The organism is Streptococcus sp. CF7_Ac1-12, from assembly GCF_024295905.1.
Classification (GTDB): domain Bacteria; phylum Bacillota; class Bacilli; order Lactobacillales; family Streptococcaceae; genus Streptococcus; species Streptococcus mitis_AP.
The window spans coordinates 46793-72675 of record NZ_JANCPG010000004.1 but is presented as its reverse complement, the minus strand read 5'-3'; the positions used below and the strand labels follow the sequence as shown (position 1 = coordinate 72675).

The following is a 25883-nucleotide window of genomic DNA, read 5'->3' as shown; positions in this document are numbered from 1 at the left end:
GTTAAAATTTTTCTTAAATCCCTCTTATAAAATACTTATATTAATTAAATCCATAAACAGACTTGGTGATTTGATAGACGACATTGGAAAGTTTGCGAGCTGGCAAGACTGAATGTTTGGTTAAACGGCTCAACATGGTTTTGCGAATGGCCTGAAATACCTCTGGATTTTCCTGCTGAATATAGGTCCACAGCTCACGTTTTTTTGCAAGATGCTCTGCTGTACCTGCTCGGTTGAGCAAGGCACTGGAAATCACCGTCGTAATCTCAATGTGATTCAGCAAATATTCTCGCATTTTTGGATGACTCACTTGGGACAAATCAAGCTGATCTACCAAGAGTCGATTGACCTTGAGTTGCTGGTCAATGCGCTTAATCATCACTTGCTCATTGACAGACTGGTCCTCACGCCCAATCAAATAACGATAGAAATCGACAGGCAGATAGTACATGGTCTTGACCTGCTGAAGGGGGGTAAAGACAAAGAGATTATCGACATAAAAGGTATGCTCAGGCAGTTGGAACTGGCTCGCTCGCAACAAATCTGTCCGATAAATCAGCGAGTGCATCATGATATACTGGCCTTTTGAGAAATTTCCAACCTGATCCCAGCCAAAAATCTGCTGGACAGGCAAGACGGACTCGTAACTCATACTCTTCTTACGAGACTGGCCTTCCTTTTCATAGACAAAATTGGTCACAAAGGCATCCACCTCTTGACCTTCACTCTCTAATTCTTGTAAGGTTTCCAAAATTTTCAGGTAAGCACGAGTATCCACCCAGTCATCACTATCAACTACTTTAAAATAGCGCCCAGAAGCCTCCGCCAAGCCGCGATTGACCGCACCGCCATGGCCCTTATTTTCCTGATAGATAGCTCTAACGATGTTAGGATACTTGCTGGCTAAACGCTCAGCGATTTCCTGAGTCTGGTCCTGAGACCCATCATTGATAATCAAAATCTCAACTTGCTCACCACCAATCACTAGCGATTCCACACAGTAATGAAGATAGGCAGCGGCATTATAGCTAGGGATGGCGATAGACAATAACTTCATAATCTACTCCTTTAGGGGACTGATTTTTTCTTACTCTCTTGTCACTTCTTTCTATTCTACCATAAAGTCCAGCTTTTGAAAGACTTTTACTAGAATACAAGGGTTGCTATCTCCATTTGCTATTTTGGACATCAAAAAAGAGGGGGGCTCCCTCCTTACGAATTTAATTCTGCCAAGTCATCTAGATACTGGTTGTTAATGACAGCCAAGATATAGGCATCTGCGCTCAAGAGATCATTAGGGCCAAATTGGACATCCAAGGGTGAATTTTCTTGTTCACGGAATCCTAGGATATTGAGGTTGTATTTGCCACGTAAATCTAGCTGGCTCAGGCTTTGACCTGTCCAAACACTCGGAATTTTCATCTCTACGATAGACACATTTTTATCCAGCTGAAAGACATCAACATTGTTATGAAAGAGAATGGTCTGCGCTAGAGACTGCCCCATTTCATACTCAGGTGAAATCACCGAGTCAGCACCGATTTTTTCTAGCACCTTCTTAGCTGTCTGGCTTTTGACCTTTGCAATAACCCTTGGTACCCCTAGACTCTTACAATGCATAACTGCAAGCACACTCGACTCCAGATTTTCCCCTGTTGCCACCACAACCGTATCACAGGTATCAATTCCTGCAGTTCTGAGGAGTTCCTCATCTGTAATATCGCCCACAACTCCACGCGCCAAAACTGGCTCAAATTGATTGATGCGCTCGGCGTGGTCGTCAATGGCAATGATATTCATATCTTGCTTGGCTAGGGCTGTCAGGACACTACTCCCGAAAATCCCCAAACCTAAAATTCCAATCGTACGATCTGACATCATTCTTCCTTTCTTATCCAATACTAATATCTGCTTTCATATACTGAATCAAATCTTTCTTATCAGGCTGGTAGTCAGCTAGACTAACCAGCAAGGTCAAGGGACCGATACGGCCAATAAACATGAGCACCATGATAATGCTAAGAGCTAACTTGCCTAATTCTGGTGTCAGATTTGCCGTTACCCCAACTGTCGCAAGAGCTGAAATGGTCTCAAACATGAGGTAAATAAATCGCGGTGTTCCTTCTGCTGTAATTCCCAACAACATCAAGCCCAACAAGAAGGTCATCAAAAAGATAATGAAGACACTAAAGGATTTTTGGACTGTTCGGACCTCAATGGTTCTCTGCGCAACATTAGCATGAGGTAAGCCCAGCAATTCACTACGCGCAAAAACCAACAAGACAAAGAAAGTCGTAATCTTGAGACCCCCAGCCGTCCCTCCAGGCGCCCCTCCGAGAAACATCTGTAAGATATAGATAAACAAGGTCACAGGTCGAGCTTGGGTGTAGTCAATAGAGGCAAAACCAGCCGTTCTCATGCTGACAGTTTGGAAAAAGCTAACCAGCACTTTCTCTGGGACACTGAGATTGCCAATGGTTCCGGGATTGTGCCACTCCGTAAAGAGTGTGGCTCCTGTCCCAAACAGCAAAATCCCTGCAGTCAAGAAGAGGACCAACTTGGTGTGGAAACGTAGTCGACGTTTTTTCTTCTTGCCTAGCTGGGTTGCCAAGTCAAACCAGACCATGAAGCCCAGACCACCCGTGATAATCAAGCCAGCAATGACCAGATTGATCAAGGGATCTGTCTGAAAAGCCACTAAACTGCTACTGCCAAAATTATCAAAACCAGCATTACAAAAGGCTGAAATAGCTAAAAAGATAGAGGTAAAAATGCCTCGTCCCCAGCCAAACTCAGGAATAAAGCGGAAACTTAGCAGAAAGGCACCCAAGCCCTCCACCAGAAAAGTCGTCAAAAAGATAGACCGTATAAAAGCCCTCAACGACCGAGTTTCCCCGTAACTAAAGCTCTCCTGAATGGTTTCACGACTGCGAAGACTGAGCTTTTGCTTCCCCTGAATATAAAAGACCCCGATAAAGGTCATGAGCCCCAGACCACCAATCTGTATCAAGAGCATACAAATCAACTGCCCCCAGAAATTATAGGTGGTAGCTACCGGTTGCGTAAAGAGGCCCGTCACACAGACCATGGACACCGTCGTAAAAAGATGGTCAAAATAAGTCGCCTGCGAATCACTCGCCTGGACAACAGGCAAACTCAAAAGGAGAGAACCTATAAAAATAACTCCAGCGAAACTTAAAAAAATGCGACGAGCAGGCGAAAGTCCGCCCAAGGCACTTTCAAGTTTTTTCACAAATAATTTGAATAACATACATCCATTGTACCATAAAAAGAAGGAGAGTAGCTAGATCTGAGAAGTTATCTCAATGCAGAGCTCCAAGGCCTTCTCGAAAGCTTCTGAACCCCAGTCACGACTATCGTACTGGTCCAAGTCTGCTAAGGAATCAGCTGTAAACAACAATTCTCCCCAGAGAACCCCACGCAGTTGGGCTACTGCCGCAAGCGCAGAACACTCCATCTCCACAACAGCACAGCCTTCTTCCTTGCGATAAACCACCTTTTCAGCCGTTTCTCGGTAAAAACCGTCGGTCGTCCAGGTCATGACTTCTTCATAGGGAATCCCTCTGGCTTCCAACACTCGCTCAATAGCAGCAATAGCCTCTGCCTGAATTTCCATATAACGAGAAGGCGCCACATAGTGATAACTAGCTCCTTCATCTCGCAGAGCGCGAACAGGGACTAAAAAGGCATTTTCTTCTATATCAGCCAGCACACCACAGGTTCCAGTGGAAATAATCTGCTCCACACCATATCCAATCAACCAATCCATAAACTGGGCTGCTGGAGCTGAACCAACAGGAGCCTGAGCCAAACAAAGTTCCTCGCCCTTGTAATTGATGACATAAACTGGATAGGTCTTGGTGGCAGAAACAAATTCGCCGACACAGTCCGCCCCTACTTCCCTCGCATAACGGTCAATCTCCTCACCTAAAAAAGCATAGACACACTTCTTTGGCAATTTCAAATCCAGCCCCTCGTGATTGGGCATGATAACCGCCTGAGGATTATCATCAAACTCTAAAATAGGAATCGCGTGTTTCTGAATCATAACCTACCTCCTCTAATTTTGTACTATTGTATCAAAAGCTGACAGAGTGTCAAGGAGGGGGTTGATGAACTGAGGAGAAAAAATCTCAGTATTCTTGGAATTCTCGACACTAAGTGATTTTATAAATCATAAGGAATTAGAGTAAACATTACAAACGTAGCCCCTCTGTAATTAATCTTCAGAGGGGACGTTATATATTAGTAGTTGTTGCTGATAACTGTTACCTTGAAAGAAAAGTATTTATGTCGCACTCTATCTGGAAGTTGTTATCAAATTTTTAAAAGATTAACTTCCAAGATGATCATTCACTATAAAGAGCTTTTAACTCCCTCTTTAAATATTCAGCTAGATGTTGATGAGCAAAGATGTCAGCATTCTGTTCCGCTGTAGGATTATAGTTTGTATTGGTATTTACATCATACACATAAATATCTCTGCTTTCTGATTGAACCCATTCTATAGCTGCCACATCAATATGAGCATTTTTAAGGAAGGCTTCATAAGCTTCTTTTTGAGATTCTGGTAGAGGTTCTGTAATTTGGAATTTTTCAGAAGTTTCCAGTTGTTCTGGTCTCTTACCGATTTGACAACCATCTGCTGGACAAAGTTGGAAACCATCTGAAGAATCAATTGAAACAGTATAAAGGAACTTCTGATTGATAAACTCTGAACGACGGATACGACCATCACTTGGTTTAATATAAGCCTGCAACAAGGTAATACCATCTACTGAAGGTTCAAAAGCAGAACTATTAACATAAGCTTCTAGTTCTTCTTCATTTTGGAAAAGTTGCACTCCTAATCCCTTTCCTGCTCTATTATGCTTGGTAATCAAAGGATAGATATTCAATTTTCTTGCTGCTTCAATAATATTTTCCGGTCCCAAAACAGCAACTGTTGCTGGAGTCTCAATACCAGATTCATTTAATTTCAAATATTGTTTCACCTTACTGATTTCTAGATTGATGGCTCCCGTTCCATTAACTACTTTACGTCCATGAGCCTCTAGCCACGTAAGCACCTGCTCCGTAAACTCTGGTGCATAGCGATGCCCTCTCGTATGAGAAGATGCGGACATCCTATTATAAAAAATTCCTTGTGGAGGTGGGCTTTGAAGATCTAATATCCCACTCGATAGATCCCATAATTCATAAGGTACTTGTATTTTTTCTAACCATTTTACTAAATGCTGTGTCCATTCAATATTTTCATGAATCACATAAACTTTTGCGTTACTCATAAGTCCTATCTCCTTTAAGAAAAGTTAACTGACAATTGATGTTGCTTGTCTTCCTCTAAACTATAACCTTCTGTTTTTTCAATGACACTGACCGTTAATATTTGACCCAAAACATTGATCATTGTACGACCAGCATTCACAAAGAAATCAACTGCAAAAATCAAGGCCACTCCTTCTACTGGCAATCCAAGCTGGGGTGCTGCTGCCAACAAAACTACGATAGCTCCTGATGGAACAGTAGCTGCAGTTTTCCCAATTAATGTCAAAAGTAAAACTGTAAATAAGAGACTTGATAATGAAAATTGGATACCGTAAGCATGTGCGATAAAAATAGTGGCTACTGAAAAATAGACAGCTGCTCCTTCTAGATTAAAAGTATATCCTAAAGGGACAACCAAATCAATCGTATTCTCATCATGTCCCTGTTTCTTTAAATCCTTTAATAGGGACGGTAACACAACACTCGAACTACCTGAAATAAATGCTAGAGTCAAGAGGCTCCAATTTTCACGAAAAGCGGTCAAATATGGAACTTTAAAGATAGAGGCAATCAGAGGGAAAACAACTAAAATGAGAACTCCATAAGCCAAATAAGTTCCGATAACAAATTGACCAAGTCCAACTAACTTATCAATCCCTGTACTAGCGACATCTTTTGCAATAAAGCCAAAGATTCCGACAGGAGATAATTTTACAATAACAGTTATAATTTTATAAATAGCTTCAATCCAGATCTGGAAACCTTCAAGAATTTTTTGGGTTTTATCACTCTTCAAGCTACCAATTCCATAACCAAGAAATATAGCAAAAACAATAATTGGAAGAAGAGAGCCTTCTGAAATTGACTTCACAATATTTGATGGAATAAAACCAAGTAAAAACTCACTCAATTGGACATTATTAGCTATCCCATCGATATTACCACCAGTTTGGCCAATATTCACACCTTGACCAAATCCCAAATAATAACTAGCAAATACAAATAATAAAGTAATCGCAGTTGTAACAGCAAAAAAGTAGAGTAAGGTCTTCGTTAAAATTTTACCAAACGATTTTTTTCCAATAACACTAGCCACTGCAACTACTATAATTGGGAATATTAGTGGAATAATGACCATGTTTACCAATTTGATGAATGCTTGTCCTAGAAATTGATAAAAACCTGCAAATTGTGGCCAGATTACTGCAAAAATAACACCTAAAATCAAAGCTAGCAATAATTGCAAACCGAGTGAAAGTTTTGACCATAAATTAACTAATTTCATAAAATAACCCCTTTGCTTTTATTTGCTAATTATTCTACTACGAATCTTCTAGCTTGACTAATATATATTTTCTATTGTGACCATAAAAAAGATTTATAACAATATCTCAAAGTGTCGTCATATCTATTTCGCTATCCATTATGAATTTTTTATGTTAGAAAAACACCACCATCTAAACTACTCAACTAGATGGAGCAATTCCATAATGATCAAGAAGAGTGACTTCAAGTATCAAATCTACAAAAAGAGGCTGAGTAAAAAGTCTTTGAAATCAGAAAAACGCATAATATCAGGTAATGAACAACCTTGATATTATACGTTTTATTGTTGAAAGATTTACTTCATTTTTCTTGAAATTGAGTTTTTCCCAGCCTCTTTTACTTCTATTTAACAGGTATCTCCTTAATCACGCGCGCAGGATTACCAGCTAGAACAACATTGTCTCTAAAGGACTTAGTGATTACGGCCCCTGCTCCTGCCACTACGTTATTGCCCAGTGTCACTCCAGGAAGGACAATAACGCCACCACCAGCCCAAAAATTGTCACCGATGGTGATGGGCTTTCCGTATTCGACACCTGAATTACGTTCATGCGGATCCAGCGGATGGAGTGGGGTTAAAAACTGACAGTTGGGGCCAATCATAGCATTGTCTCCGATACGAATCGGGCAAACATCCAGCATGGTCAAGTTCCAATTAGAATAAAAATTTTCCCCTAGATGGATATTGACTCCATAATCCACTACTAATCGTGGATTGACAAAGAGATTTTGCCCAGTCGAACCAAACCAAGTCTTGATAATCTCCGCCCCCTTCAAGGGGTCTGGCTCCTGGTTAAAAGCAGCCTGTTTTTGACGAGAAGTCTGAGCCAAGGCCCGCAACTCGGGGTCAAATGGATGATAGGGTTCTCATGCTATCATTTTCTGGTATTCACTGGTCATTGTATTCTTCTCCTTATTCCCTACTATCATATCAAATTTTCTACATATCCGACTAGGATAAGGGGTACTTTCTACAATTTATTCTCTGATTTTTATCACATCTTGCCTATCTTGCTAAACGAATACGGGTCACAATTCCGTCTGGGTCTGTAACGTCCAGCTGGCTAGATGTCAGCCACTTAACTGGTGCATCAATTTCTTGTGCTCGCTCAGCAATCATTAACAGTTCTTCTTTATGTGCGACTTCGATGACATAGTAGGCTAAGCCTGGCAAACCCGGCTTACGCGGAGCCAGACTTTTTCCTCCCCATTCATTGACCGCCAAATGATGATGGTAGTTTCCTGCCGCAATCCAACTGGCGCTAGGTACACTGAATTTATCCTCTAGCCCTAACACCTTTTGATAAAACTGGCTGGACTTTCGACTATCCTTGACGGAAAGATGAATATGCCCCATTCTCGTACCGTCTGCTAGGATAAAGGGCTCTACTCTTTCCCCCAACTCATAGATATCCTGCGCTGCAAGGGCCTCAGTGACCCCGATAATACGCCCATCTTCTCGAATATCCCATGTGGAAACCGGCTTATCTCGATAGAGTTCAATGCCATTCCCCTCCAAATCTTCTAAGTAAAGGGCCTCACTGTAACCATGGTCAGCACCACCGACAAGAGGAATCTGCAAATCCGTCAGATGTTTCAAGACATCAGCCAAAGTCTTGCGTGTCGGCAAGAGAATAGCCAGATGGTAAAGGCCATAATGTTCCCTTACTTCTCCGCTCTCTTGTGTTTGAATCAACTGTACCAAGGCTTTTCCACCAAGGCCTAGAATGACCTCTGTCTCAGTTTGAGATAAGATTTCTAAACCAATGATTTGCTGATAAAAGGCAGTTTGACTGGCCAAATCCTTTACATTTAAAACTGCCTCTGCCAAATAAATGTGGCTCTTGTATTCATAGGTCATAACTATTTCTCTCTTTAATTGTAACTTTAATTATTACAACTATTATATAATTTCCATCAAGAAAGTCAAGCCAGACAACTTATAGAAACTCCCCTAGCAAAAACAACCCCAGAAAAATCTTCTAGGATTGTTTTGTGTTTATTTAACAAGACTAGCAAAGTTATTGCTATAAATATATATGGTGCTCCCATAGCAATAATTAAAACAACTTTTCTTAATGCTAAAATTATCCTCTATCATCTCTATGAAAATCTCTCGTTACTATCAAATTGGAAATTTCATGCTCAATTTTTTCTTTTTCTAACACTCAATCCCAAACCCAAGAGAAGTCCGATTGACCCAAGCACAAATAAGTTTTTATCATCAGTATTCGACGTCCTTGGTAACTCCTTAGCAGAATTCGCTAATTTTCTATCAGAACTAAGAATCACATTCTCATTCGAAGGAATTAGAGGTGTTTTCTTGTCTTCTTCTCCTTCTACAGCTTTGGTCCCTATTAAGACAACTTGATGGATCGGTTCCTTGGTAATAGTGTTAGATAGCTCACGACGTGTTTCTACACCATTGTCACTACTAATTTCTGTCAGCATAGTACGCTGACCTTTTTCTCCTGCAATCAAGACCTTGGTTTGACCTTTTGGTAAGTTAGTACTATCCCTATATTCAGTAGTAAAGTCAGTTTCCTCTATGCGGATTTCCACACTTGGTTTTTCAACTATTGGAGATAGAGGACCATCTTCTGGCAGAGTACGACCGATAACCTTCGCCCCCTGATAGATGATTGTTGGGGTTGCTTCTTGCACAATCTCACTTGTTTGAGAGAGGATCATTCCAGTACGTATTCCATGGTCTGTTTCATAGATCGTTACAATCTTACGCTGACCTGCACGACCTTGAACGGTCTGACTTTGACCTTTCAGAAGCGAAGTGTCCTCACGGTACACAAGCACTGGTGCGATTTCTTCTATGCTAACAACGCTTTCTCGACTCTTAATAGGCTTAGTACCAACTAGGATAATCTCGGGTTGAGAGGCAACTATATTTTCCTCACGGACGGAGAGAACCTTTTCTGTTTTTACTCCATCCAGTGTTTGGTATAGCTTCACAACACTCTTAGAGCCTGCACGACCTGACTGTTTCAGCTGAGTTTGATCTGTATAGAGATCAGAGCTAACCTCAGTCAAGCGTTCGTAAGGAATTGATACCGCTTCACGAACTTCTTCTTCCCCTTCTACAGCTTTGGTCCCTATTAAGACAACTTGATGGATCGGTTCCTTGGTAATAGTATTAGATAGCTCACTACGTGTTTCTACACCATTGTCACTACTAATTTCTGTCAGGATAGTACGCTGACCTTTTTCTCCTGCAATCAAGACCTTCGTTTGACCTTTTGGTAAGTTAGCACTATCCCTATATTCAGTAGTAAAGTCAGTTTCCTCTATGCGGATTTCCACACTTGGTTTTTCAACTATTGGAGATAGAGGACCATCTTCTGGCAGAGTACGACCGATAACCTTCGCCCCCTGATAGATGATTGTTGGGGTTGCTTCTTGCACAATTTCACTGGTTTGAGAAAGGATAATTCCAGTACGTATACCGTGGTCTGTTTCATAGATAGTAATAATCTTACGCTGACCTGCACGACCTTGAACAGTCTGACTTTGGCCTTTCAGGAGTGAAGGGTCTTCTCGGTACACAAGTACTGGTGCGATTTCTTCTGTGCTAACAACGTTTTCTCGACTCTTAATAGGCTTAGTACCAACTAGGATAATCTCGGGTTGAGAATCCACTACATTTTCCTCACGGACAGAGAGGATCTTGTCTGTTTTCACACCATCTAATGTTTGGTATAGCTTCACAACAGTCTTAGAACCTACACGACCTGACTGTTTCAGCTGAGTTTGATCTGTATAGAGATCAGAGCTAACCTCAGTCAAGCGTTCGTAAGGAATTGATACCGTTTCACGAACTTCTTCTTTCCCTTCTACAGCTGGAATACGAGTGTAGTCAATTATCATATCACGTGTAACATCTTCTGGAAGGGAAAGAATATAACTTCTTCCATCCTGTGCTAAAACTAGGTTTTTACCTTGATATTTAGCTTGATAACCTGTCACAACTGGAGCCGTTGACTGATCTGTTCCAACACGTCCTGCATTACTACGGTCGTTAGGATAAGTTATTTTTATTGTCTCTGACGGTAATTTTAGTACCCATTGTCCAAGTTTGCGATAATGAATAGCATCCACTCTTGCTGGGATATTTGGAGTACTTGATAATTCTGGTTTCCCCAATTCATTTGCTAGGTAACCACTCACAACTGGAGCTGAAACTGCTGGAAATTTATTTTGTTCAGCAATCCAACCCGTATAAAGAACAGCTTTGGTTACAAGATTAACAGTTGCTGTTCTTCTATAATTAAGAACAGCTTCGTGAGCAGGCGCAATTTCCTCGCCTTGTGTATTCAAGAAACGAGTCGTACGACTAACCGACTTCTGTAAGTCTTTTTCTGTCAAACCAGCTGGCCAAGTAAGCTTCAACTGGCTATCTACCAATGAATCTTTTTCTTTATACTGACTAGCATCAATCTTCTCCACCCTTGGTGTAAGCACAATAGTAAATTGAGTAACCACACGACTGTTGTCACCATAAACAGGAGTTAGTATCTGATGAAATTCATCTGTAACAATCCGATAACCTTTGTTCAAGAAAGATAAAATTTCCCTTTCTACAGACTTACTATCAATCACTTCACCTGTTTTTCCAGTTAAAGAAACAGTTGATAAGACCGCTTTATTAGATTGATTCACAAAACGAATCTGAGCACTTTGATTATCTTTATCATAACGAATGATGCTATCTTGGGTGGCATCATCAGGGCGTGGTGCTAGATATCCTTCTGCTGGACGATCCGTATTTTTCAAGGTCAAATAATTCCCATCTTTCCCAATCGCACGGTAACCCGCTATATAAGGAATAGTAACCGTACTATGATTGCCGATAACACTCGCATCTAAATAGCTATTGGGATAAGATATCCTATTCATTTCAGAATTTGGAGTTTGAACAATCCAAGAACCTAATTTCTTATAACGGACACTAGTTGTCACCGAAATTGGTACCAAAGTCTGAACATCTTTTTCGATATTTTGGTTAGTAATCAAAGATCTATCAGCCAAATATCCAGCCTGTATAGGAACAACAAGACTGTCAAACTCTGACTTAGCCAAGACCCAAGAACCATAAGTAACCGTACCTTTAACCAGATCAACAATAGCATTACGACTATAAGCGACTGTCTGTACTGTATCTGGGAAAACTTTTCCGTCATCAGCAACATAATGTATAGTTCGGGTTACAGTTCTATTCAAATCATCGTAGCTCAAACCAGCTGGCCACCTTAAGTCATTGTTGATATCAGGATAAAGGAGAGAATCTGCCACTTTTGGATCCGTTGGTTCAACAGTGCGAGTACGGATTGGCAGACGAACATTGGTAGTATCCAGTGGAATATCTGTCACGCTATCCAAAGTCCCTGTTTGAATACCTGTTACAGTCGCCCCCTCATCCTCTGGTTGCCATTGGAAAAGAAGGGTACGATTATCATACTGAGTAACAAAAGGCAGTTTTCTACCATTGGATAATGTTAAAACCAGGCCTTTTCGAGCAAGTACCTCACCATCATAACGTATAGAAACTAATTTATCATCTGTCGTCACTTGAGCAGAAACTGCCCGAACCGTTGGATTTAAGAAATCCCAGTTAAACTTTCTAAAGGAAAGAGTATAGTCATTTTCACCATCTTCACTGTGCTCATAGACAAGACCAAACTCACCATTACCTAGATTTTGAACAGAATTATAAGCAAACTTACCAGCTTGGACCAAATTATGTCTGATCCATTTCAAACTACCATCTGATTGAACTTCTGCAAGTCGAGCATAACCATTTTCACGACCACGTCCATTAGCATTTACTAATACAATGTACTCCCGACCATTTTGCACAGTGTGAACTGCTGAAAGTTGTACATAAACATCTGGAATATCACTAATTGTTTCAACAGCACCCCAAGTAGCACCACCATCTTTACTAGTAGAAAATTGAACATGACCACTTCGATTACGCATAAACATCTTGAGTGTTCCATCGTTTAACTCGATAACAGTAGCCTCAGTCAATTCTGCTGCTGTGTTTCTCATAGTATTAGAATTCAAAGTTTCCCCTCTGAAGATACGACCATCATTAGGAGAAGCTCCCATATGCCAAGTCAAACCATGATCATCAGAATAAATTACACGAGAAGACTGAGAACCATTGAGATGAGATACATAATTAGTTGAATACATAGGTACTACTAAACGCCCTGCATATTGACCATGCTTCAATGCAATACCTGAACCTGGACCCGTACCCAAAAATTTCATCCAATCTTTCTTTATCTGGGGTGTAATGTCCCTTGGTGCTGACCAAGTTTTTCCGTCATCATTGCTCTCTGAAATCCATATAAAATTATCCTTGGCTACACGAAAAGGCGAGTCAGTTGTTGGGGTAAAATATATATTTCCCACTAACTTACTACCATTATACAAATCACCTGTATCACTGTACTTATTTTCAGACTGAGTCGATTTAGTGATTACATGATAAGATGTCTTTTGATTATTACTATCATAAATATAATCATCTTCCCGAATAGTATATTTCTCATTACCCTTATATACTATCTGATATGTTCGACCATTGACAACTGTATAAGACTCTTCACGAGTAACACTCATACCCAAAATTCCTTGTCCTTCTGGAAAGACATCGTAGATAGAATAAATTTTCTTTGTCTTGGAATCTTGTACTAAAACCATATCAATAGAAGTAGGAGAACCAATATTAGCATTTCTAGCTCTTGGATTATCACGAATATTTAAAATATTAATTCGTTCACCCCAAGTTTTGCCTCCATCCTCACTTCGACGAACAACCATTCCAATATCACCCCAGTCAGAATAATGCAAACGACGTTCATCTGCCCCTGCAATTATTGTACCATCATTCGTTTTCAGCAAAGATGGTATACGATAAGAATAAATCCCATCACTATTTTTCTGACCATTCAATCCAGACTGAAAAACAGCCTTATTATCTGTTAATTCAGCTGGACCAAGAGCCTTGTTTCCCTCAGGATCTCGAAGAAAAATAGTACTTCGTTGTCCTACCTCTGTGTCACTGAAGGCATAATCATAAATCGTTAGATTACGGATATCTAGATTAGTCCCCCAAACTTTACCATTTCCACGTTGCATAGCTCCTAACTGCATATTGGTCAAGTTTTGCATAGCTGTCAAAAAAAGACCCGATTTAGCAGAAGATTTTGATAACCTACCATTAACATAAAGTTTCGCCTCACCGGCATCTACATTAACATTAGGTCGAGAAATAGTAAAGGTTAACGAATTCCACTCATTAGGACGAATACTTTCCTTTCCATCTTCAAAACGATCGTACTGATAGCTCCCCTCTTTTCCTGTTCTAGCCTCTACAACAGGCTTGTTTCCACTTACTCCTAAAAGGAAATACTCATTTCGACTTGAAGTACTAGAGGTAGAAAATACACTATATAAATTCGGTACCGTTTCTGTTGCTTTAAACTCAACATGAACTGTAGCATTGGTTAAATTCTTGACTTTTGGTAGATCTGAACTAAGATCAATACTCTTATCTACCTTATTATTTGTCTCCACGTCATCTACCGATACCACTTCTGAACCCTTGAATATCTCACGAGCGTAGTAATCGTCTTCTTTTTTCATCTCATCAGCACTAGCTGTTACATTGACTACTGGAGCATCTTCTACTGTATTTGTATGATTAGATATTTTGTTGGAAGCATCATTAGGACTAGACACCGTACTGCTTCCTGTAACATCAGTTCCTTCTGTAACAGAAGGTTTTTTCTCAAGTTCAGCTGCACTAACAGGGCTAGACACTGAAGCTCCAAAAACCAACGCTGTACCTAATAAAACAGAACAAAGTCCAACTTTATACTTACGAAAAGAGAATAGTTGTCGCTGATTTGATGATTTTATTATTTTTTCTTTCATATTAAACCAATTTCTAACAATCAAAGGATACTATTTTTGAAGACTGAAATTTTGTCTATCAAAATCCTATAAATTTAATTATACCCCAATTATCAAGTCAAGTGCAAGAAAGTTGTTCTTCTGATTAAGTGAACATCTTGCAATCTATTTGACTTGGCTAAACAGCTTCGCTTTCTAATTTCTAGGCTCAGGCTAAAACAGTTCACTGGACTGTTTTACTCCAACATCTTAGCCATGCTATGAGTCGCGTTCGTGTCCAAATCATGAATCAGTTTCATCGAAAATCCCATGAATACAAGGCTATCAAGCGTTACTGGAAACTTATCCAACAGGATAGCCGTAAACTCAGTGATAAGAGATTTTATCGCCCTACTTTTCGTATGCACTTAACCAATAAAGAAATCCTAGACAAGCTTTTGAGCTATTCAGAAGACTTGAAAGACCACTATAATCTCTATCAGCTCTTGCTTTTTCACTTTCAGAATAAGGAACCAGAAAAATTTTTCAGACTCATTGAGGACAATCTAAAGCAGATTCATCCTCTTTTTCAGACTGTCTTTAAAACCTTTCTAAAGGACAAAGAGAAAATCGTCAATGCCCTTCAGTTACCCTATTCCAACGCCAAATTGGAAGCCACTAATAATCTCATCAAACTCATCAAGCGCAATGCCTTTGGTTTTCGAAACTTTGAAAACTTCAAAAAAAGGATTTTTATCGCGTTGAACATCAAAAAAGAAAGAGTCTGGGACAAAAATCCCTTAGCTTGCAAAAAAAGCAACGGCAAATCCGTTGCTTTTTTTGCATGGCTGCGATAGTCTTGGTAAAATAAAATTGCCCAATAAACCATTTAGAAAGGCTATCCCATGCATATTCACTATAACACAAATCAAACAACTTTACCACTAGAAATTAGTTCTTTCTTGCCACAAGACCATCTCGTTTTTACTATTGAAAAGGTGGTGAATAGCTTGGAGGATCATCACTTTCATGACTTCTATCATGAATTTGGTCGCCCATCTTATCATCCTAAGATGCTTTTAGCTACTCTGCTATTTGCCTATTCACAAGGGATTTTCTCTGGACGAAAAATTTAAAAAATGCTGGTTGAAAATCTGGCTATGCAGTACCTAACAGGACAGTTGGTTGTCAGCTACGGCACCATCAATCGGTTTCGTGTCGCTGAAGGGATGGAAGAACTCATTCGTAATCTTTTCATTGACATCAATCTTCGTTTAAAAATGGAAGAGTTAGTGACTTTAGATTGTCTGTTTATTGACGGGACTAAGATTGAAGCCAATGCCAACAAGTATAGTTTCGTGTGGAAAAAAGCAACGGACAAGTTTTCCGTCAAACTTCAAGAACAGCTACAGATCTATTTTCAAGAAGAAATCACTCCTCTTATCCATCAAGCTATCGAACTGGATACACAAGAGCCTATCTCCTCAGAGTAGTTGCTTGAATTCGCTCAAGTCCTTGAAGAAGAATTGAAAAAATTGAACTAGGACATTGAGGAGACACCCGTTACAGGAAAGGATGAACGTAAAACCCAACGTCGTAAACTCAAGAAAGTCTTGCGTCAAGTCAAGGAGGATTTTTCAGTACGTGCTGAAAAATATGAGAACTATCAGGAGACATTTGAAGGGCATAACAGTTTTTCCAAAACCGATCCAGATGCCACTTTTATGCGGATGAAGGAAGATCATATGAAAAATGGTTAACTCAAGGCTGCTTATAATCTTCAAATCGCTACTGAAAACCAATTTGTTCTTCACTATGATGTCTTCTCAAATCCGACAGACACCAAGACTCTTCTGCCATTCCTTGAAACCTATCCACATGACGTACAGACAGTTGTCGCAGATGCTGGATATGGAAGTGAAGAGAACCTCCTTCGTTTAGATGAAAAGCAGGTAAACCATCTGATTAAATATGCCATGTTTGATAAGGAACAGAAGAGAGGGTATAAACAGTCAGCTAGAAACTTAGCGAATTGGCATTATAATGACAAGGAGGATAGCTATACACATCCTGAAGAGTGGTACTATCGTTTTCACTATATCAAACATCAGAAAACACAGACGGACTTTCAACAGGAAATCGAGGTTTACTACGCTGATGAACCTGAATCAGCCCCTCAAAAGGGACTGTATATGAACGAACGCTATCAGCACTTAAAAACGAAAGAATGCCAGGCACTTTTATCTCCCCAAGGTAGACAGATTTTCGCTCAACGCAAGATTGATGTGGAACCTGTCTTTGGGCAGATAAAGGCTTGTTTGGGTTACAAGAGATGTAATCTGAGAGGGAAGCGTCAAATGAGAATTGACATGGGATTGGTACTTATGACCGATAACCTCCTAAAATACAATAAGAGAACGACTCAAAATTAAAAAGCTAGAGTTCCGCAATTGGAAATCTCTAGCTTTTTTGTGGCTGAGAACTATTTTGTCTCAGACTCAGATCTTAGCTTTTCTCAACCCACTACAGTTGACAAAGAGCCATAAAAATGAAGAGAAGCAGTATTTCTCCTCTCCATCTTTAAAATTATAGTAACAAATATAAGTTATCTAAAGTTGTGAAAGCAACCCTTTTGCTTCTAGTTTACCCATTCACCATTTCCATTTACTTTATAACCGTCTGGTGTTGTTGTGCTGACTGCCAAAGCTCCAGAGCCATATGCATAGTACCAGTATTGGCCAACTTTAAACCAACCTGTCTTCATAATACCAGATTCATCAAGGTAGTACCAGACTCCATTTTCTTTGAGCCAGCCTGTCTTCATAGCTCCTGAGCCATCAAAGTAGAACCATCTATTTCCGTCTGTACCCCAACCTGTAAACATAGCACCTGAGCTACTCAAGTAATACCAGCTACCATCTACTTTTACAAATCCAGTCTGCATGACACCTAGGTCATCCAAGTAGTACCATTTACCACCTGTTTTCACCCAGCCTGTTTTCAGATCACCAGACTCATAGAAATACCATTTTCCATCTGTTTTCACCCAACCAGATTGGTCTGAACTAGAAGTTCTAAATTCTTTCAGCGCTTTTTCAACTACGACTGCTTTATTTTTAACTGTTGACAAATTAGATGAAGTCACTTCTGCATATTGAATAGCAGGACCGTAACTGCCTACCAATTCTTCTGAAGTGGCAGCATCACCAAAAGTCTGAGCAATCGTTACAGCATTATATGGGTTATTTGGATTTTTAAAGGCAGCCATCCCCATATGTGTAAATTTAGGGCTAATCAAAGTTTGATAATGACCAGATCCACCATTTGTTGAACCACCTGATTTTTTCTTCACGTAGTCTGCTTTTTCAGCACGCCATTGTTCAAGAGCTTTTAGGAAACCATCATGGTTCCAACCCAAGTTTTCTCCAAGTACACTGTTTCCAGATGGGAAAGCACTCCAAATTTCTTTACCAGAAAGACGAGTATGGTCCATGGTTACAGAAGCTTCTGCAGCTCTGGCAAAAGCTGCCTTTTCTAGGTCAGTCGACCATTTGATAGGGACATACTTATCTACCAAACCTTCGTCAGCTGCCTCTTTACGGATAGCGTTGACGGCATCTAAGATAGCTTGTTGGTTTGGAGTCAAAAATTCTCCTTTTAATCCAACCAAAACATTGCCACTAGCAGGGTTAAGCACTTCTGAACTCAAGACATTTTCTTTTTTACCATCAGCAGATTGTGTTGCCACCAATCTGTCATTCGCAAAAACATCATTTGTCAAAACTGCTCCAGCCAAAGTCAAAGCCAAGGCGCTAGCAAATACAATTTTCTTCATCTTTTTCTCCTTTTATCCTCTAGATAGGACAGGTATTTCCACTATTAGATTATATCATATTCCCCTACTATTTGCCCATTTCTACTAATATCATGAGGCAAATAAAACTCACCCCTAAAAGTAGAATCTTCATCCTTTATTTCACAACAAGTTCATAACGTATTTTACTTGTGAAGGTTTGACCGGCTTTGAGAATGACTTGGTCTTTAAGGTCACTGTGAATGGCATCTGGTAAAGCTTGAGCTTCAAGAGCAATCCCATTGTGCTGTACCATTGGCTGACCTCCTATGATGACACTTTCATCCACAAAGTTTGCTGTGTAGACCACAAAGCAAGGTGCCTCTGTCTTGAAAAGCAGGAATCGACCTGAGTTTTGGTCATAAAGGAAACCAGCATTGTCATGACCTGCAGGAAGGGCAAAAGGGTGGTCTAAACCAGACACTAGCTGAATTTGCTCATCTTCCTCTGCAAAGATATCCTTCAACAAAGCTCCATTGTAGATGTGTTTGACCACATCACGGTTATCATCTGGGGTTTTAGCTGGAACACCATCAGGAGCGATTGGATAAATGCCCTCAGTATTTAGCTGGAAGACATGGCGGTCAATTGTCTGTGTGAAATCACCAGACAAGTTGAAATAGCTGTGGTTGGTTGGATTGACCAGCGTATCCTGATCGGTCGTTACCTTGTAGCTGATTTCATAGGCACCAGTTTCTTCTAAGTAATAACTGATCCAAATCTTGAGGCTACCAGGGAATCCTCCTGTCCCATCTGTACGCTCTGTGTAGAGGGTCAGGCCATGGTCGCTCACTTCAACTGGTTCAAACAAGCTCGAATCCCAACCAGTTGAACCACTGTGGTTACAGTTGCTAGCATTGTTGACTTCAAGATCATAAGTCTTGCCATTAAGCTCAAAAGTCGCACCTGCAATACGGCCTGCCACAGGACCCACACTAGCTCCATGTTTAGGACTATTGCCTACATAGCTATCAAAGTCATCAAATCCCAAAATAACATTGGCAAAATTTCCAGCCTTGTCAGGTGTGACATAACGCAAAATGGTCGCACCATAAGTCATAACCTCAAGCTGGTAGCCACCGTCCGTCTCAAAACGATAGGCCAAGACATCCTTGCCCCCAACATTTCCAAATACACGCTCTGTGTATGCTTTCATTCTCTTCTCCTTTTACTATTTCTCTCAAGCAAACAAACCATAGAAAGCCTACTGACAATCTATGGTTTATCTGATAATTTACAAATCCTCTTGTCAAGAATTCATAAACACTACCTTATACTCAATGAAAATCAAAGAGCAAACTAGGAAGCTAGCCGCAGGCTGCTCAAAGCATTGCTTTGAGATTGTAGATATAACTGACGAAGTCAGCTCAAAACACTGTTTTGAGGTTGCCGGATAAGACTGACGAAGTCAGTAACATATACCTACGGCAAGGCGAAGCTGACATGGTTTGAATTTGATTTTCGAAGAGTATTACTTTTGATATTCGTGGATGATCACGCCTTGTACCACACGGTTTACTGTACCTGTAGGAGACGGTGTATCTGGTTTATTTTCTACCTTGAGTGAAGTCAATAGGGCAAAGAGTTGGGCATAAACGATGTAAGGGAAGACACGGTAAATATCATTTAAGACACCGCCACAACCAAGGGCCACTTCTTTAACATTTTCAAGACCAAAGGCTTGATCACTCAAAAGCACAACACGACGAGCAATCTGGTCACCAGCAACTTCACGAACCAAGTCCAAGTCGTACTTACGAGTGTAGTCTGTCGTTGTACCAAAGACCAAAACAACCGTATCTTCGTTGATAAGAGATTTTGGACCGTGACGGAAGCCAACTGGGCTTTCATACATGGTCGCAACTTGACCAGCTGTTAATTCCAAAATCTTGAGCTGAGCTTCATGAGCAAGACCGAAGAAAGGACCTGCGCCAAGGTAGATAACACGGTTAAAGTCTAGGTCAACAAGCTCTTTGACATCTTCTGCATTGTCTAGAACTTTACGGGCAAGACTAGATACAACTTCAAAACGTTCAGCTTTCACAGCAAATTCTGTAGGATCAAAGACCAAGAGAGCTGTCAACATCATAGACGTAAAGCTTGAAGTCATGGCAAAGCCAGCATCATTAGAGGCTGCTGGTTGCAAAAGCAAAAGATTGCGGTCATCGCCATGGGCTTGAAGAGCCAACTCACCATCCGCTGCACAAGTAATCGTCACTTGATAAAGCTCATCCACCAAGGATTTGGCCAAATCAACAGTCGCCACACTTTCAGGCGAGTTACCACTACGAGCAAAAGATACTAGGACAGTTGCCACATCTTTTTTCAAATAAGTTTCTGGATTGGCAACGATATCTGTGGTCGCAATGGCATTGAAATTCCATTTGCGTTCGTCATAGACTTCCTTAAAGTAAGGTACCAAGGTATCTCCCACATAAGCAGAAGTCCCAGCACCTGTCAAGATAACCTTGATATAGTCATGTTTATCAGCAATTCCTTGTAGAAAGGCTGCAATTTCTTCACGCTTTGCTTGATAAGATTCAAAAGCTTCTTTCCATACATCAGGCTGTTGGTAGATTTCACGTGTAGTGATTTCTGCACCCAATTCGATCAAATCTTCTTTTGTATAATGTAGCATTTAGTTCCTCTTTTTCTATCAAATATGGGAATGGGAGTAAGCCCCATTCCCATGTATATTCTATATAAAATGCTCTAACGATTTTCACGTTGTCACATCGTATACTCAATGAAAATCAAAGAGCAAACTAGGAAACTAGCCGCAGGCTGCTCAAAACACCGTTTTGAGGTTGTAGATAGAACTGACGAAGTCAGTAACATATATACGGCAAGGCGACGTTGACATAGTTTGAATTTGATTTTCGAAGAGTATTATTCATCTTCGTCATCATCAAAGCCTGCTAACAGGTCATTAACTTTCACAATGCTTTCTGCAGCACGATTTTTATAGTCCGCATCTGCACCTGTAAGGCTCGCATTGATAAATTCAATCACCATTGGCAGATTCATCCCTGCGTAAAGTTCGATGTCGCGACCTTCCATGATCAAGCGACTCACCACGTTACATGGTGTTCCACCGAGAAGATCCGCAAAGACTAGGAAATCATCCAAACTTTCAATAGCAGCTTCAAATTTTGCAGTAAATTCTTCTGGGCCATCTTCTGGAAGAAGAGCCACTGCATGAATGTTGTCCTGTGGACCCATGATCATTTCAGTGCTACCTTTAAGTTCTTCACAGAAGCGACCATGACTCACCAAAATTAATGATTTAGCCATAAAAATTACATTCCAAGTGCAAAGTGACCAAGGGCAGAAAGAACCAAAGCAAGTACGATAATAATCAAGATAGCTTTTGTAGAGTTCATACCTTTCTTACCAAGCAACCAGAAGATAAAGGCAGTAAAGATTGCTGGAAGCAAGCGTGGGAAGATTGAGTTCAAGATGTCTTGGAAGTCAATCATTTTTTCACCGATTGGCAATTTATAAGAAACTTCAAAGTTAATCATTGTTGCTACAAGAGCACCCATCATGAAGACACCAAGTACAGATGCAGCATCAATCAAAGCTGTCAAGGTACTTTGCATGTTGTTGATAAGGTTAACCCCTTCTTTGTATGCAAATTCCAACTGTTTCCAACGGAAGATGTCATAAGCTACTGCAACTGCGATCCAAAGGAAGATACCCCATGGTTGGCCAGCGATCGCCATAGTTGCTGCGATAGATCCCATGATAGCAGGTACAAGTGAACCAAAGATAGTATCCCCAAGAGGAGCGAATGGTCCCATCAAACCTGTCTTGATACCGTTAACGGCATCTTTTGAACCTACACCATCTTTTTCTTCCATGGCAAGGTCAAAACCAGCGATGATTGTGTGGAAGAATGGTGAAGTATTGAAGAATTGAGTATGAACTTTCATCATTTCTTTCAATTCAGGAGTGCCATCCCCATACATTTTACGCAACTGAGGCAAGATCATGTAAAGGTAACCAGAAGCTTGCATACGTTCGTAGTTCCAACCCAATTGGAAAGTAAACAAGCTACGTTTGTTGATTTGATTAAAATCTTCTTTTGTAAGTTTGTAATTAGAATTCGTCATCTTCGATTTCCCCACTTTCTGATGGTGTAGAAGGTGCTGCTACAGCTACTTTTTGGCTATTTTTGAAGTGAAGCACTGCTAGGAAGATACCTACGATAGAGATACCAATCATAGACAATCCTTTGAAGTTGTTCACGAAACCAATTTTTTCAGCAACATCTTTAGGTAGAGTACCGATAATACCTGCAACAGCGCCACCAAGACCTGTTACATATGAGTAAAGAACAGTCAACATAGCTGTCAAACCAAATCCCATAGCAAGGTAGTGAAGGTTACGTTTAACTGGAAGGTAACGAAGCAAGATTGCAAATCCAAGACCTGGAAGCATACGTCCTGCAAGTGTCAAGCCATCTGCAACCCATTTGTAGGCTTCAACGAAGTCTACCACTGATTGTACGAAGGCACCACCAAAAGCAAGGGCAAAGAAGACTGGAAGGGCACGAGATAGAGCCCAAGGAATCGCACCAAGCAAGTAGTTGCGTTCAATACCTTTATAGTCAAAGCGTTCGATTGCAGCATCCACACGGTGAGCGAAGAAAGTAGTTGTCATACGTCCAAGAACGTCGAAGTAAGTCAAGAGAGCTGCTACTGGCACAGCGATTGTTGTAATCGCCAGTGATGCATCAATTCCTTGTGAAACAGAGAAGGCTGTCGCAAGAACCGCACCAGAAGTTGCGTCGATACGAGAAGCACCACCGAAGGTACCAACCCCAAGAACGAACAGTTGCAAGTTACCACCGATAAGTAGACCAGTAGTCACATCTCCCATGATTAAACCAGTAATAAAACCAGCAAATACAGGGGAACCTGCAGATGAAACGATCGTCAACTCATCACAGATTTGATAAGCTGAGTACAAAGTGAGAAGTAAAATTTGCCACCATTGTATCATAACAATGACCTCCTAAAAATTTTTTCCTATTTTAATAAGCTCAAAAAGTCTGAAATTGGATCATTTGGAACCATTTGAGCAGTAAGTTTAACACCTTTTTCTGCCAGTTTGTGGAAATCTTCCACATCCTTATCCACTACGTTGATAGAACGTGTGATGGCACGAGTTTCTGGTGTTTGAGACATATTCCCAACATTGAGGGTTTCCAGTGGTACACCTGCTTCGACCAAGCCAAGGAAGCGGTCTGGTTTACGAGCCACGATAAAGAGACGTTGGCTATCGTATTTTCCAGCAAGAATATTGGCTGCCGCTTTCTCAATTGGCAAAATACTCAATTTTACACCTGGTGGTGTCGCTAGTTTCAAACCACTCTTTTCAACGTCGTTGTTGACAACTTCGTCATCTACAACCATAATACGTGAAACATTTAGTTTTCCAGCCCAAAGATTGGCTACTTGTCCGTGGATCAAACGTCCATCGATACGGCATCCTACAATTGTCATAAGTTTTCCCCCTTTATGTGTTTTAGTGTAGGTTTACGAGTTAAATGAATCTCTTCTTTATATTGGCCCTCTGTCTCAAAGATAATGATGCGGTTGGCACCTTCCTTAAGATAGCTATGAGGGATATAAAGCGAGAGGGTTGGGCCGACGTTCCAAAAACGTCCTAGATTCTGCCCATTGACAAAGGCAACTCCCTTACCAAACTCAGACAAGTCTAGGTAAGTATCTTTTGGCGCTTCGATTGTAAAATCATAAGCATAAAAGGCTGGTTGTCCTTCTGCCCATCCTTTTGAAAAATCAATTTTCTCAGGATTGTCTAGTGGGAGTGGATAGTGTTTCCAGTTTAGTAAGAAGTGTAAATCCTTACAAACCCCTGTCCGAATTCCCTTACGTTGCGTATCCGCTAAGAACTTGTGTCCATAGTTGACACGCCCCATATTTTCTACCAAGATATCTAACCTAGATAGCGCTTTCTTTTTACCTTGATAAAAAATATCTTCCCCAATCTCTGTCTGATATTGGGTTTCGACCCACTGACCATCGACATAAAGCTGAGCTCTATCTCGACCGTCAATGATACGAAGTCTTTCTTCTTCTGCATCCCAGTTTGTTTCTGTTCGATAGAGTAGATAGCCATAGCTTTGTCCCAACTCCTCCATCTTTTTAGGATAGAGGCTTTCTATCGGACTAGACAAGCTATCTAAGGTTTCAAACAAGGAAACTTTTTCTACTAGTGGAATGGCATCCAACTCCATACTCTCTTTGTAGAGTGGTTCCAACTGCGGATACTCTGGAAAATGTGTCGCCATCATCTTCTTGACTGCCAAATATTTGGCAGTTGGATTTCCTTCTTCATCCAGAAGGGCATCGTAATCATAAGATGTAACTTGTGGCAGGTCCAAAGTCCCTCGAGCTGAGCAACCATTCATGAAACCAAAGTTTGTACCACCGTGGAACATGTAAAGATTGATAGAGCCTTGTTCCAAAACTTCTCGAACTGCATCTGCCAATTCTTTGGGATCCCGTGTGATAATCGGTTCTTTCCAACGATTGAACCAGCCATCCCAGAACTCCATACACATGAGCGGCCATTTCTTGCCATGTTCATCAAAGAATTCCTGCATCTGTGAAAAGTTGTACGGAGCTTTAGAACCAAAGTTTCCTGTTACAAAGAGGTCATCTTCGATCAAAGTTCCAGCTTTCAGAGTAGCTCGCCATGGACCATCTGATGTAAAGAGGGGACAGGTTACGCCACGCTCTTCCATCAACTGTCGAATTGCTCTCAGATAAGCCTTATCTTCTCCATAAGAACCATACTCATTTTCAACCTGCATAATGAGGATATTGCCACCATTGTCCAACAAATGTGGCACCAACCGTGACAAGAGCTGGTCATAGTAGCGACCGACAGCATCAATATAAGCAGGATCTGAGGAACGAAGCCTCATATCTTTGGTTAAAAGCCAAGCTGGTAAGCCACCGAATTCCCACTCCGCACAGATGAAGGGAGAGGGACGAACGATAGCGTAGAGACCCAAATCTTGTGCTGTCTGAAGAAATCGCTCCAAATCCAGAGCTCCTTCAAAGTGAAACTCACCCTCACGAGGCTCATGTAAATTCCAAGCTACATAAGTTTCTACTGTATTAAAACCAAGAGCCTTCAAGTTATAGAGCGAATGATACCAATCTTCTGGAGGAACCCTAAAATAATGAATGGCGCCAGATAAAATCTTAAATGATTTTCCATCGAGATAAAAATCATCTCGTATCTCAAATCGTGTCATATTCTTACCTTCTGACAATTAAAGTTTACGCTTTCATTTGTTGATATAGTAAATATATCTCAATATCTTGCATTTGTCAATAGGTTTTCACAATTTTTTTCATTTTTCACTAAATTTTACACAAAAAATTTATAAAAATCTTGTAATCTATAGTCATAACAACATTTTAGTACCATGTATAAAAATGTATGTTTTTCTATTTAT

General features: G+C 40.5%; 16 protein-coding genes and 3 pseudogenes. 2 read left to right on the top strand and 17 right to left on the bottom strand.

Translation table 11 applies throughout. The features are described 5' to 3' along the window. Nucleotides 1-40: 40 nt before the first annotated feature. From NMM17_RS03200 to NMM17_RS03160, 9 genes and pseudogenes are all read right to left on the bottom strand, one after another. Nucleotides 41-1057, bottom strand: coding sequence for a glycosyltransferase family 2 protein (locus NMM17_RS03200; protein ID WP_000771884.1), 1017 nt, complete (start codon nt 1055-1057; stop codon nt 41-43). A gap of 155 nt (nt 1058-1212) precedes the next feature. Beyond that, nucleotides 1213-1878, bottom strand: coding sequence for a TrkA family potassium uptake protein (locus NMM17_RS03195; protein WP_001283912.1), 666 nt, complete (start codon nt 1876-1878; stop codon nt 1213-1215). 13 nt (nt 1879-1891) lie between these two features. Then, entirely contained in the window at nt 1892-3271 is a 1380-nt protein-coding gene (locus NMM17_RS03190; protein ID WP_254753819.1) for a TrkH family potassium uptake protein, read from the bottom strand. Nucleotides 3272-3304: 33 nt separating this feature from the next. Continuing rightward, a complete protein-coding gene (locus NMM17_RS03185) occupies nt 3305-4069 on the bottom strand; it encodes a nucleoside phosphorylase (RefSeq protein ID WP_254753818.1) in 765 nt (254 codons plus the stop codon). Between the two features lie 301 nt (nt 4070-4370). Then, complete coding sequence (locus NMM17_RS03180; RefSeq protein ID WP_000063557.1) at nt 4371-5309, bottom strand: RimK family alpha-L-glutamate ligase; 939 nt, start codon at nt 5307-5309, stop codon at nt 4371-4373. Between the two features lie 14 nt (nt 5310-5323). Beyond that, nucleotides 5324-6574, bottom strand: coding sequence for a dicarboxylate/amino acid:cation symporter (locus NMM17_RS03175; protein ID WP_000780192.1), 1251 nt, complete (start codon nt 6572-6574; stop codon nt 5324-5326). A 383-nt stretch (nt 6575-6957) separates the two neighbouring features. Beyond that, a pseudogene (locus tag NMM17_RS03170) lies at nt 6958-7515 on the bottom strand (sugar O-acetyltransferase). A gap of 106 nt (nt 7516-7621) precedes the next feature. Continuing rightward, nucleotides 7622-8476, bottom strand: a complete 855-nt coding sequence (locus tag NMM17_RS03165; protein ID WP_000220688.1) for a VOC family protein — start codon at nt 8474-8476, stop codon at nt 7622-7624. 284 nt (nt 8477-8760) lie between these two features. After that, on the bottom strand, nt 8761-14574 hold the full coding sequence (locus tag NMM17_RS03160; RefSeq protein ID WP_000659919.1) for a G5 domain-containing protein: 5814 nt from the start codon (nt 14572-14574) through the stop codon (nt 8761-8763). Nucleotides 14575-14724: 150 nt separating this feature from the next. On the opposite strand from NMM17_RS03160, the pseudogene NMM17_RS03155 reads away from it, so the two are divergent. After that, nucleotides 14725-15389 (top strand): annotated as a pseudogene (locus tag NMM17_RS03155) (transposase); the annotation flags it as partial. Nucleotides 15390-15437: 48 nt separating this feature from the next. After that, nucleotides 15438-16964, top strand: a pseudogene (locus NMM17_RS03150) (IS1182 family transposase). 206 nt (nt 16965-17170) lie between these two features. Here the strand turns inward: NMM17_RS03150 and NMM17_RS03145 are convergent. The 8 genes from NMM17_RS03145 to NMM17_RS03110 form a co-directional block, all read right to left on the bottom strand. Beyond that, nucleotides 17171-18367 (bottom strand): CAP domain-containing protein, encoded by a 1197-nt coding sequence (locus NMM17_RS03145; RefSeq protein ID WP_000724610.1) that lies wholly within the window; start codon nt 18365-18367, stop codon nt 17171-17173. A 136-nt stretch (nt 18368-18503) separates the two neighbouring features. Then, nucleotides 18504-19541: an aldose epimerase family protein gene (locus tag NMM17_RS03140; protein ID WP_000649442.1), complete on the bottom strand. Its 1038-nt coding sequence runs from the start codon at nt 19539-19541 to the stop codon at nt 18504-18506. A gap of 315 nt (nt 19542-19856) precedes the next feature. Next, nucleotides 19857-21023 carry an SIS domain-containing protein gene (locus NMM17_RS03135; RefSeq protein ID WP_254753817.1) on the bottom strand — a complete coding sequence of 389 codons (1167 nt, stop codon included), beginning with the start codon at nt 21021-21023 and terminating at the stop codon, nt 19857-19859. Nucleotides 21024-21274: 251 nt separating this feature from the next. Beyond that, nucleotides 21275-21679 (bottom strand): PTS sugar transporter subunit IIA, encoded by a 405-nt coding sequence (locus tag NMM17_RS03130; protein WP_001129934.1) that lies wholly within the window; start codon nt 21677-21679, stop codon nt 21275-21277. A gap of 5 nt (nt 21680-21684) precedes the next feature. Then, nucleotides 21685-22500, bottom strand: a complete 816-nt coding sequence (locus NMM17_RS03125) for a PTS system mannose/fructose/sorbose family transporter subunit IID (RefSeq protein WP_000185291.1) — start codon at nt 22498-22500, stop codon at nt 21685-21687. Beyond that, nucleotides 22487-23392 carry a PTS mannose/fructose/sorbose/N-acetylgalactosamine transporter subunit IIC gene (locus tag NMM17_RS03120; RefSeq protein ID WP_000617009.1) on the bottom strand — a complete coding sequence of 302 codons (906 nt, stop codon included), beginning with the start codon at nt 23390-23392 and terminating at the stop codon, nt 22487-22489. Before NMM17_RS03120 ends, NMM17_RS03125 begins: the two co-directional genes overlap by 14 nt. 26 nt (nt 23393-23418) lie before the next feature. Continuing rightward, a complete protein-coding gene (locus tag NMM17_RS03115) occupies nt 23419-23895 on the bottom strand; it encodes a PTS system mannose/fructose/N-acetylgalactosamine-transporter subunit IIB (RefSeq protein WP_000156970.1) in 477 nt (158 codons plus the stop codon). Continuing rightward, on the bottom strand, nt 23892-25679 hold the full coding sequence (locus NMM17_RS03110) for a beta-galactosidase family protein (protein ID WP_000196566.1): 1788 nt from the start codon (nt 25677-25679) through the stop codon (nt 23892-23894). The genes NMM17_RS03115 and NMM17_RS03110 overlap by 4 nt, the downstream gene beginning before the upstream one ends. Between the last annotated feature and the right edge of the window lie 204 nt (nt 25680-25883).

Coding starts and splice junctions, on each gene's coding strand:
- NMM17_RS03200 (WP_000771884.1), bottom strand. CDS start 1,057: ATGAAGTTATTGTCTATCGCCATCCCTAGCTATAATGCCGCTGCCTAT.
- NMM17_RS03195 (WP_001283912.1), bottom strand. CDS start 1,878: ATGTCAGATCGTACGATTGGAATTTTAGGTTTGGGGATTTTCGGGAGT.
- NMM17_RS03190 (WP_254753819.1), bottom strand. CDS start 3,271: ATGTTATTCAAATTATTTGTGAAAAAACTTGAAAGTGCCTTGGGCGGA.
- NMM17_RS03185 (WP_254753818.1), bottom strand. CDS start 4,069: ATGATTCAGAAACACGCGATTCCTATTTTAGAGTTTGATGATAATCCT.
- NMM17_RS03180 (WP_000063557.1), bottom strand. CDS start 5,309: ATGAGTAACGCAAAAGTTTATGTGATTCATGAAAATATTGAATGGACA.
- NMM17_RS03175 (WP_000780192.1), bottom strand. CDS start 6,574: ATGAAATTAGTTAATTTATGGTCAAAACTTTCACTCGGTTTGCAATTA.
- NMM17_RS03165 (WP_000220688.1), bottom strand. CDS start 8,476: ATGACCTATGAATACAAGAGCCACATTTATTTGGCAGAGGCAGTTTTA.
- NMM17_RS03160 (WP_000659919.1), bottom strand. CDS start 14,574: ATGAAAGAAAAAATAATAAAATCATCAAATCAGCGACAACTATTCTCT.
- NMM17_RS03145 (WP_000724610.1), bottom strand. CDS start 18,367: ATGAAGAAAATTGTATTTGCTAGCGCCTTGGCTTTGACTTTGGCTGGA.
- NMM17_RS03140 (WP_000649442.1), bottom strand. CDS start 19,541: ATGAAAGCATACACAGAGCGTGTATTTGGAAATGTTGGGGGCAAGGAT.
- NMM17_RS03135 (WP_254753817.1), bottom strand. CDS start 21,023: ATGCTACATTATACAAAAGAAGATTTGATCGAATTGGGTGCAGAAATC.
- NMM17_RS03130 (WP_001129934.1), bottom strand. CDS start 21,679: ATGGCTAAATCATTAATTTTGGTGAGTCATGGTCGCTTCTGTGAAGAA.
- NMM17_RS03125 (WP_000185291.1), bottom strand. CDS start 22,500: ATGACGAATTCTAATTACAAACTTACAAAAGAAGATTTTAATCAAATC.
- NMM17_RS03120 (WP_000617009.1), bottom strand. CDS start 23,392: ATGATACAATGGTGGCAAATTTTACTTCTCACTTTGTACTCAGCTTAT.
- NMM17_RS03115 (WP_000156970.1), bottom strand. CDS start 23,895: ATGACAATTGTAGGATGCCGTATCGATGGACGTTTGATCCACGGACAA.
- NMM17_RS03110 (WP_000196566.1), bottom strand. CDS start 25,679: ATGACACGATTTGAGATACGAGATGATTTTTATCTCGATGGAAAATCA.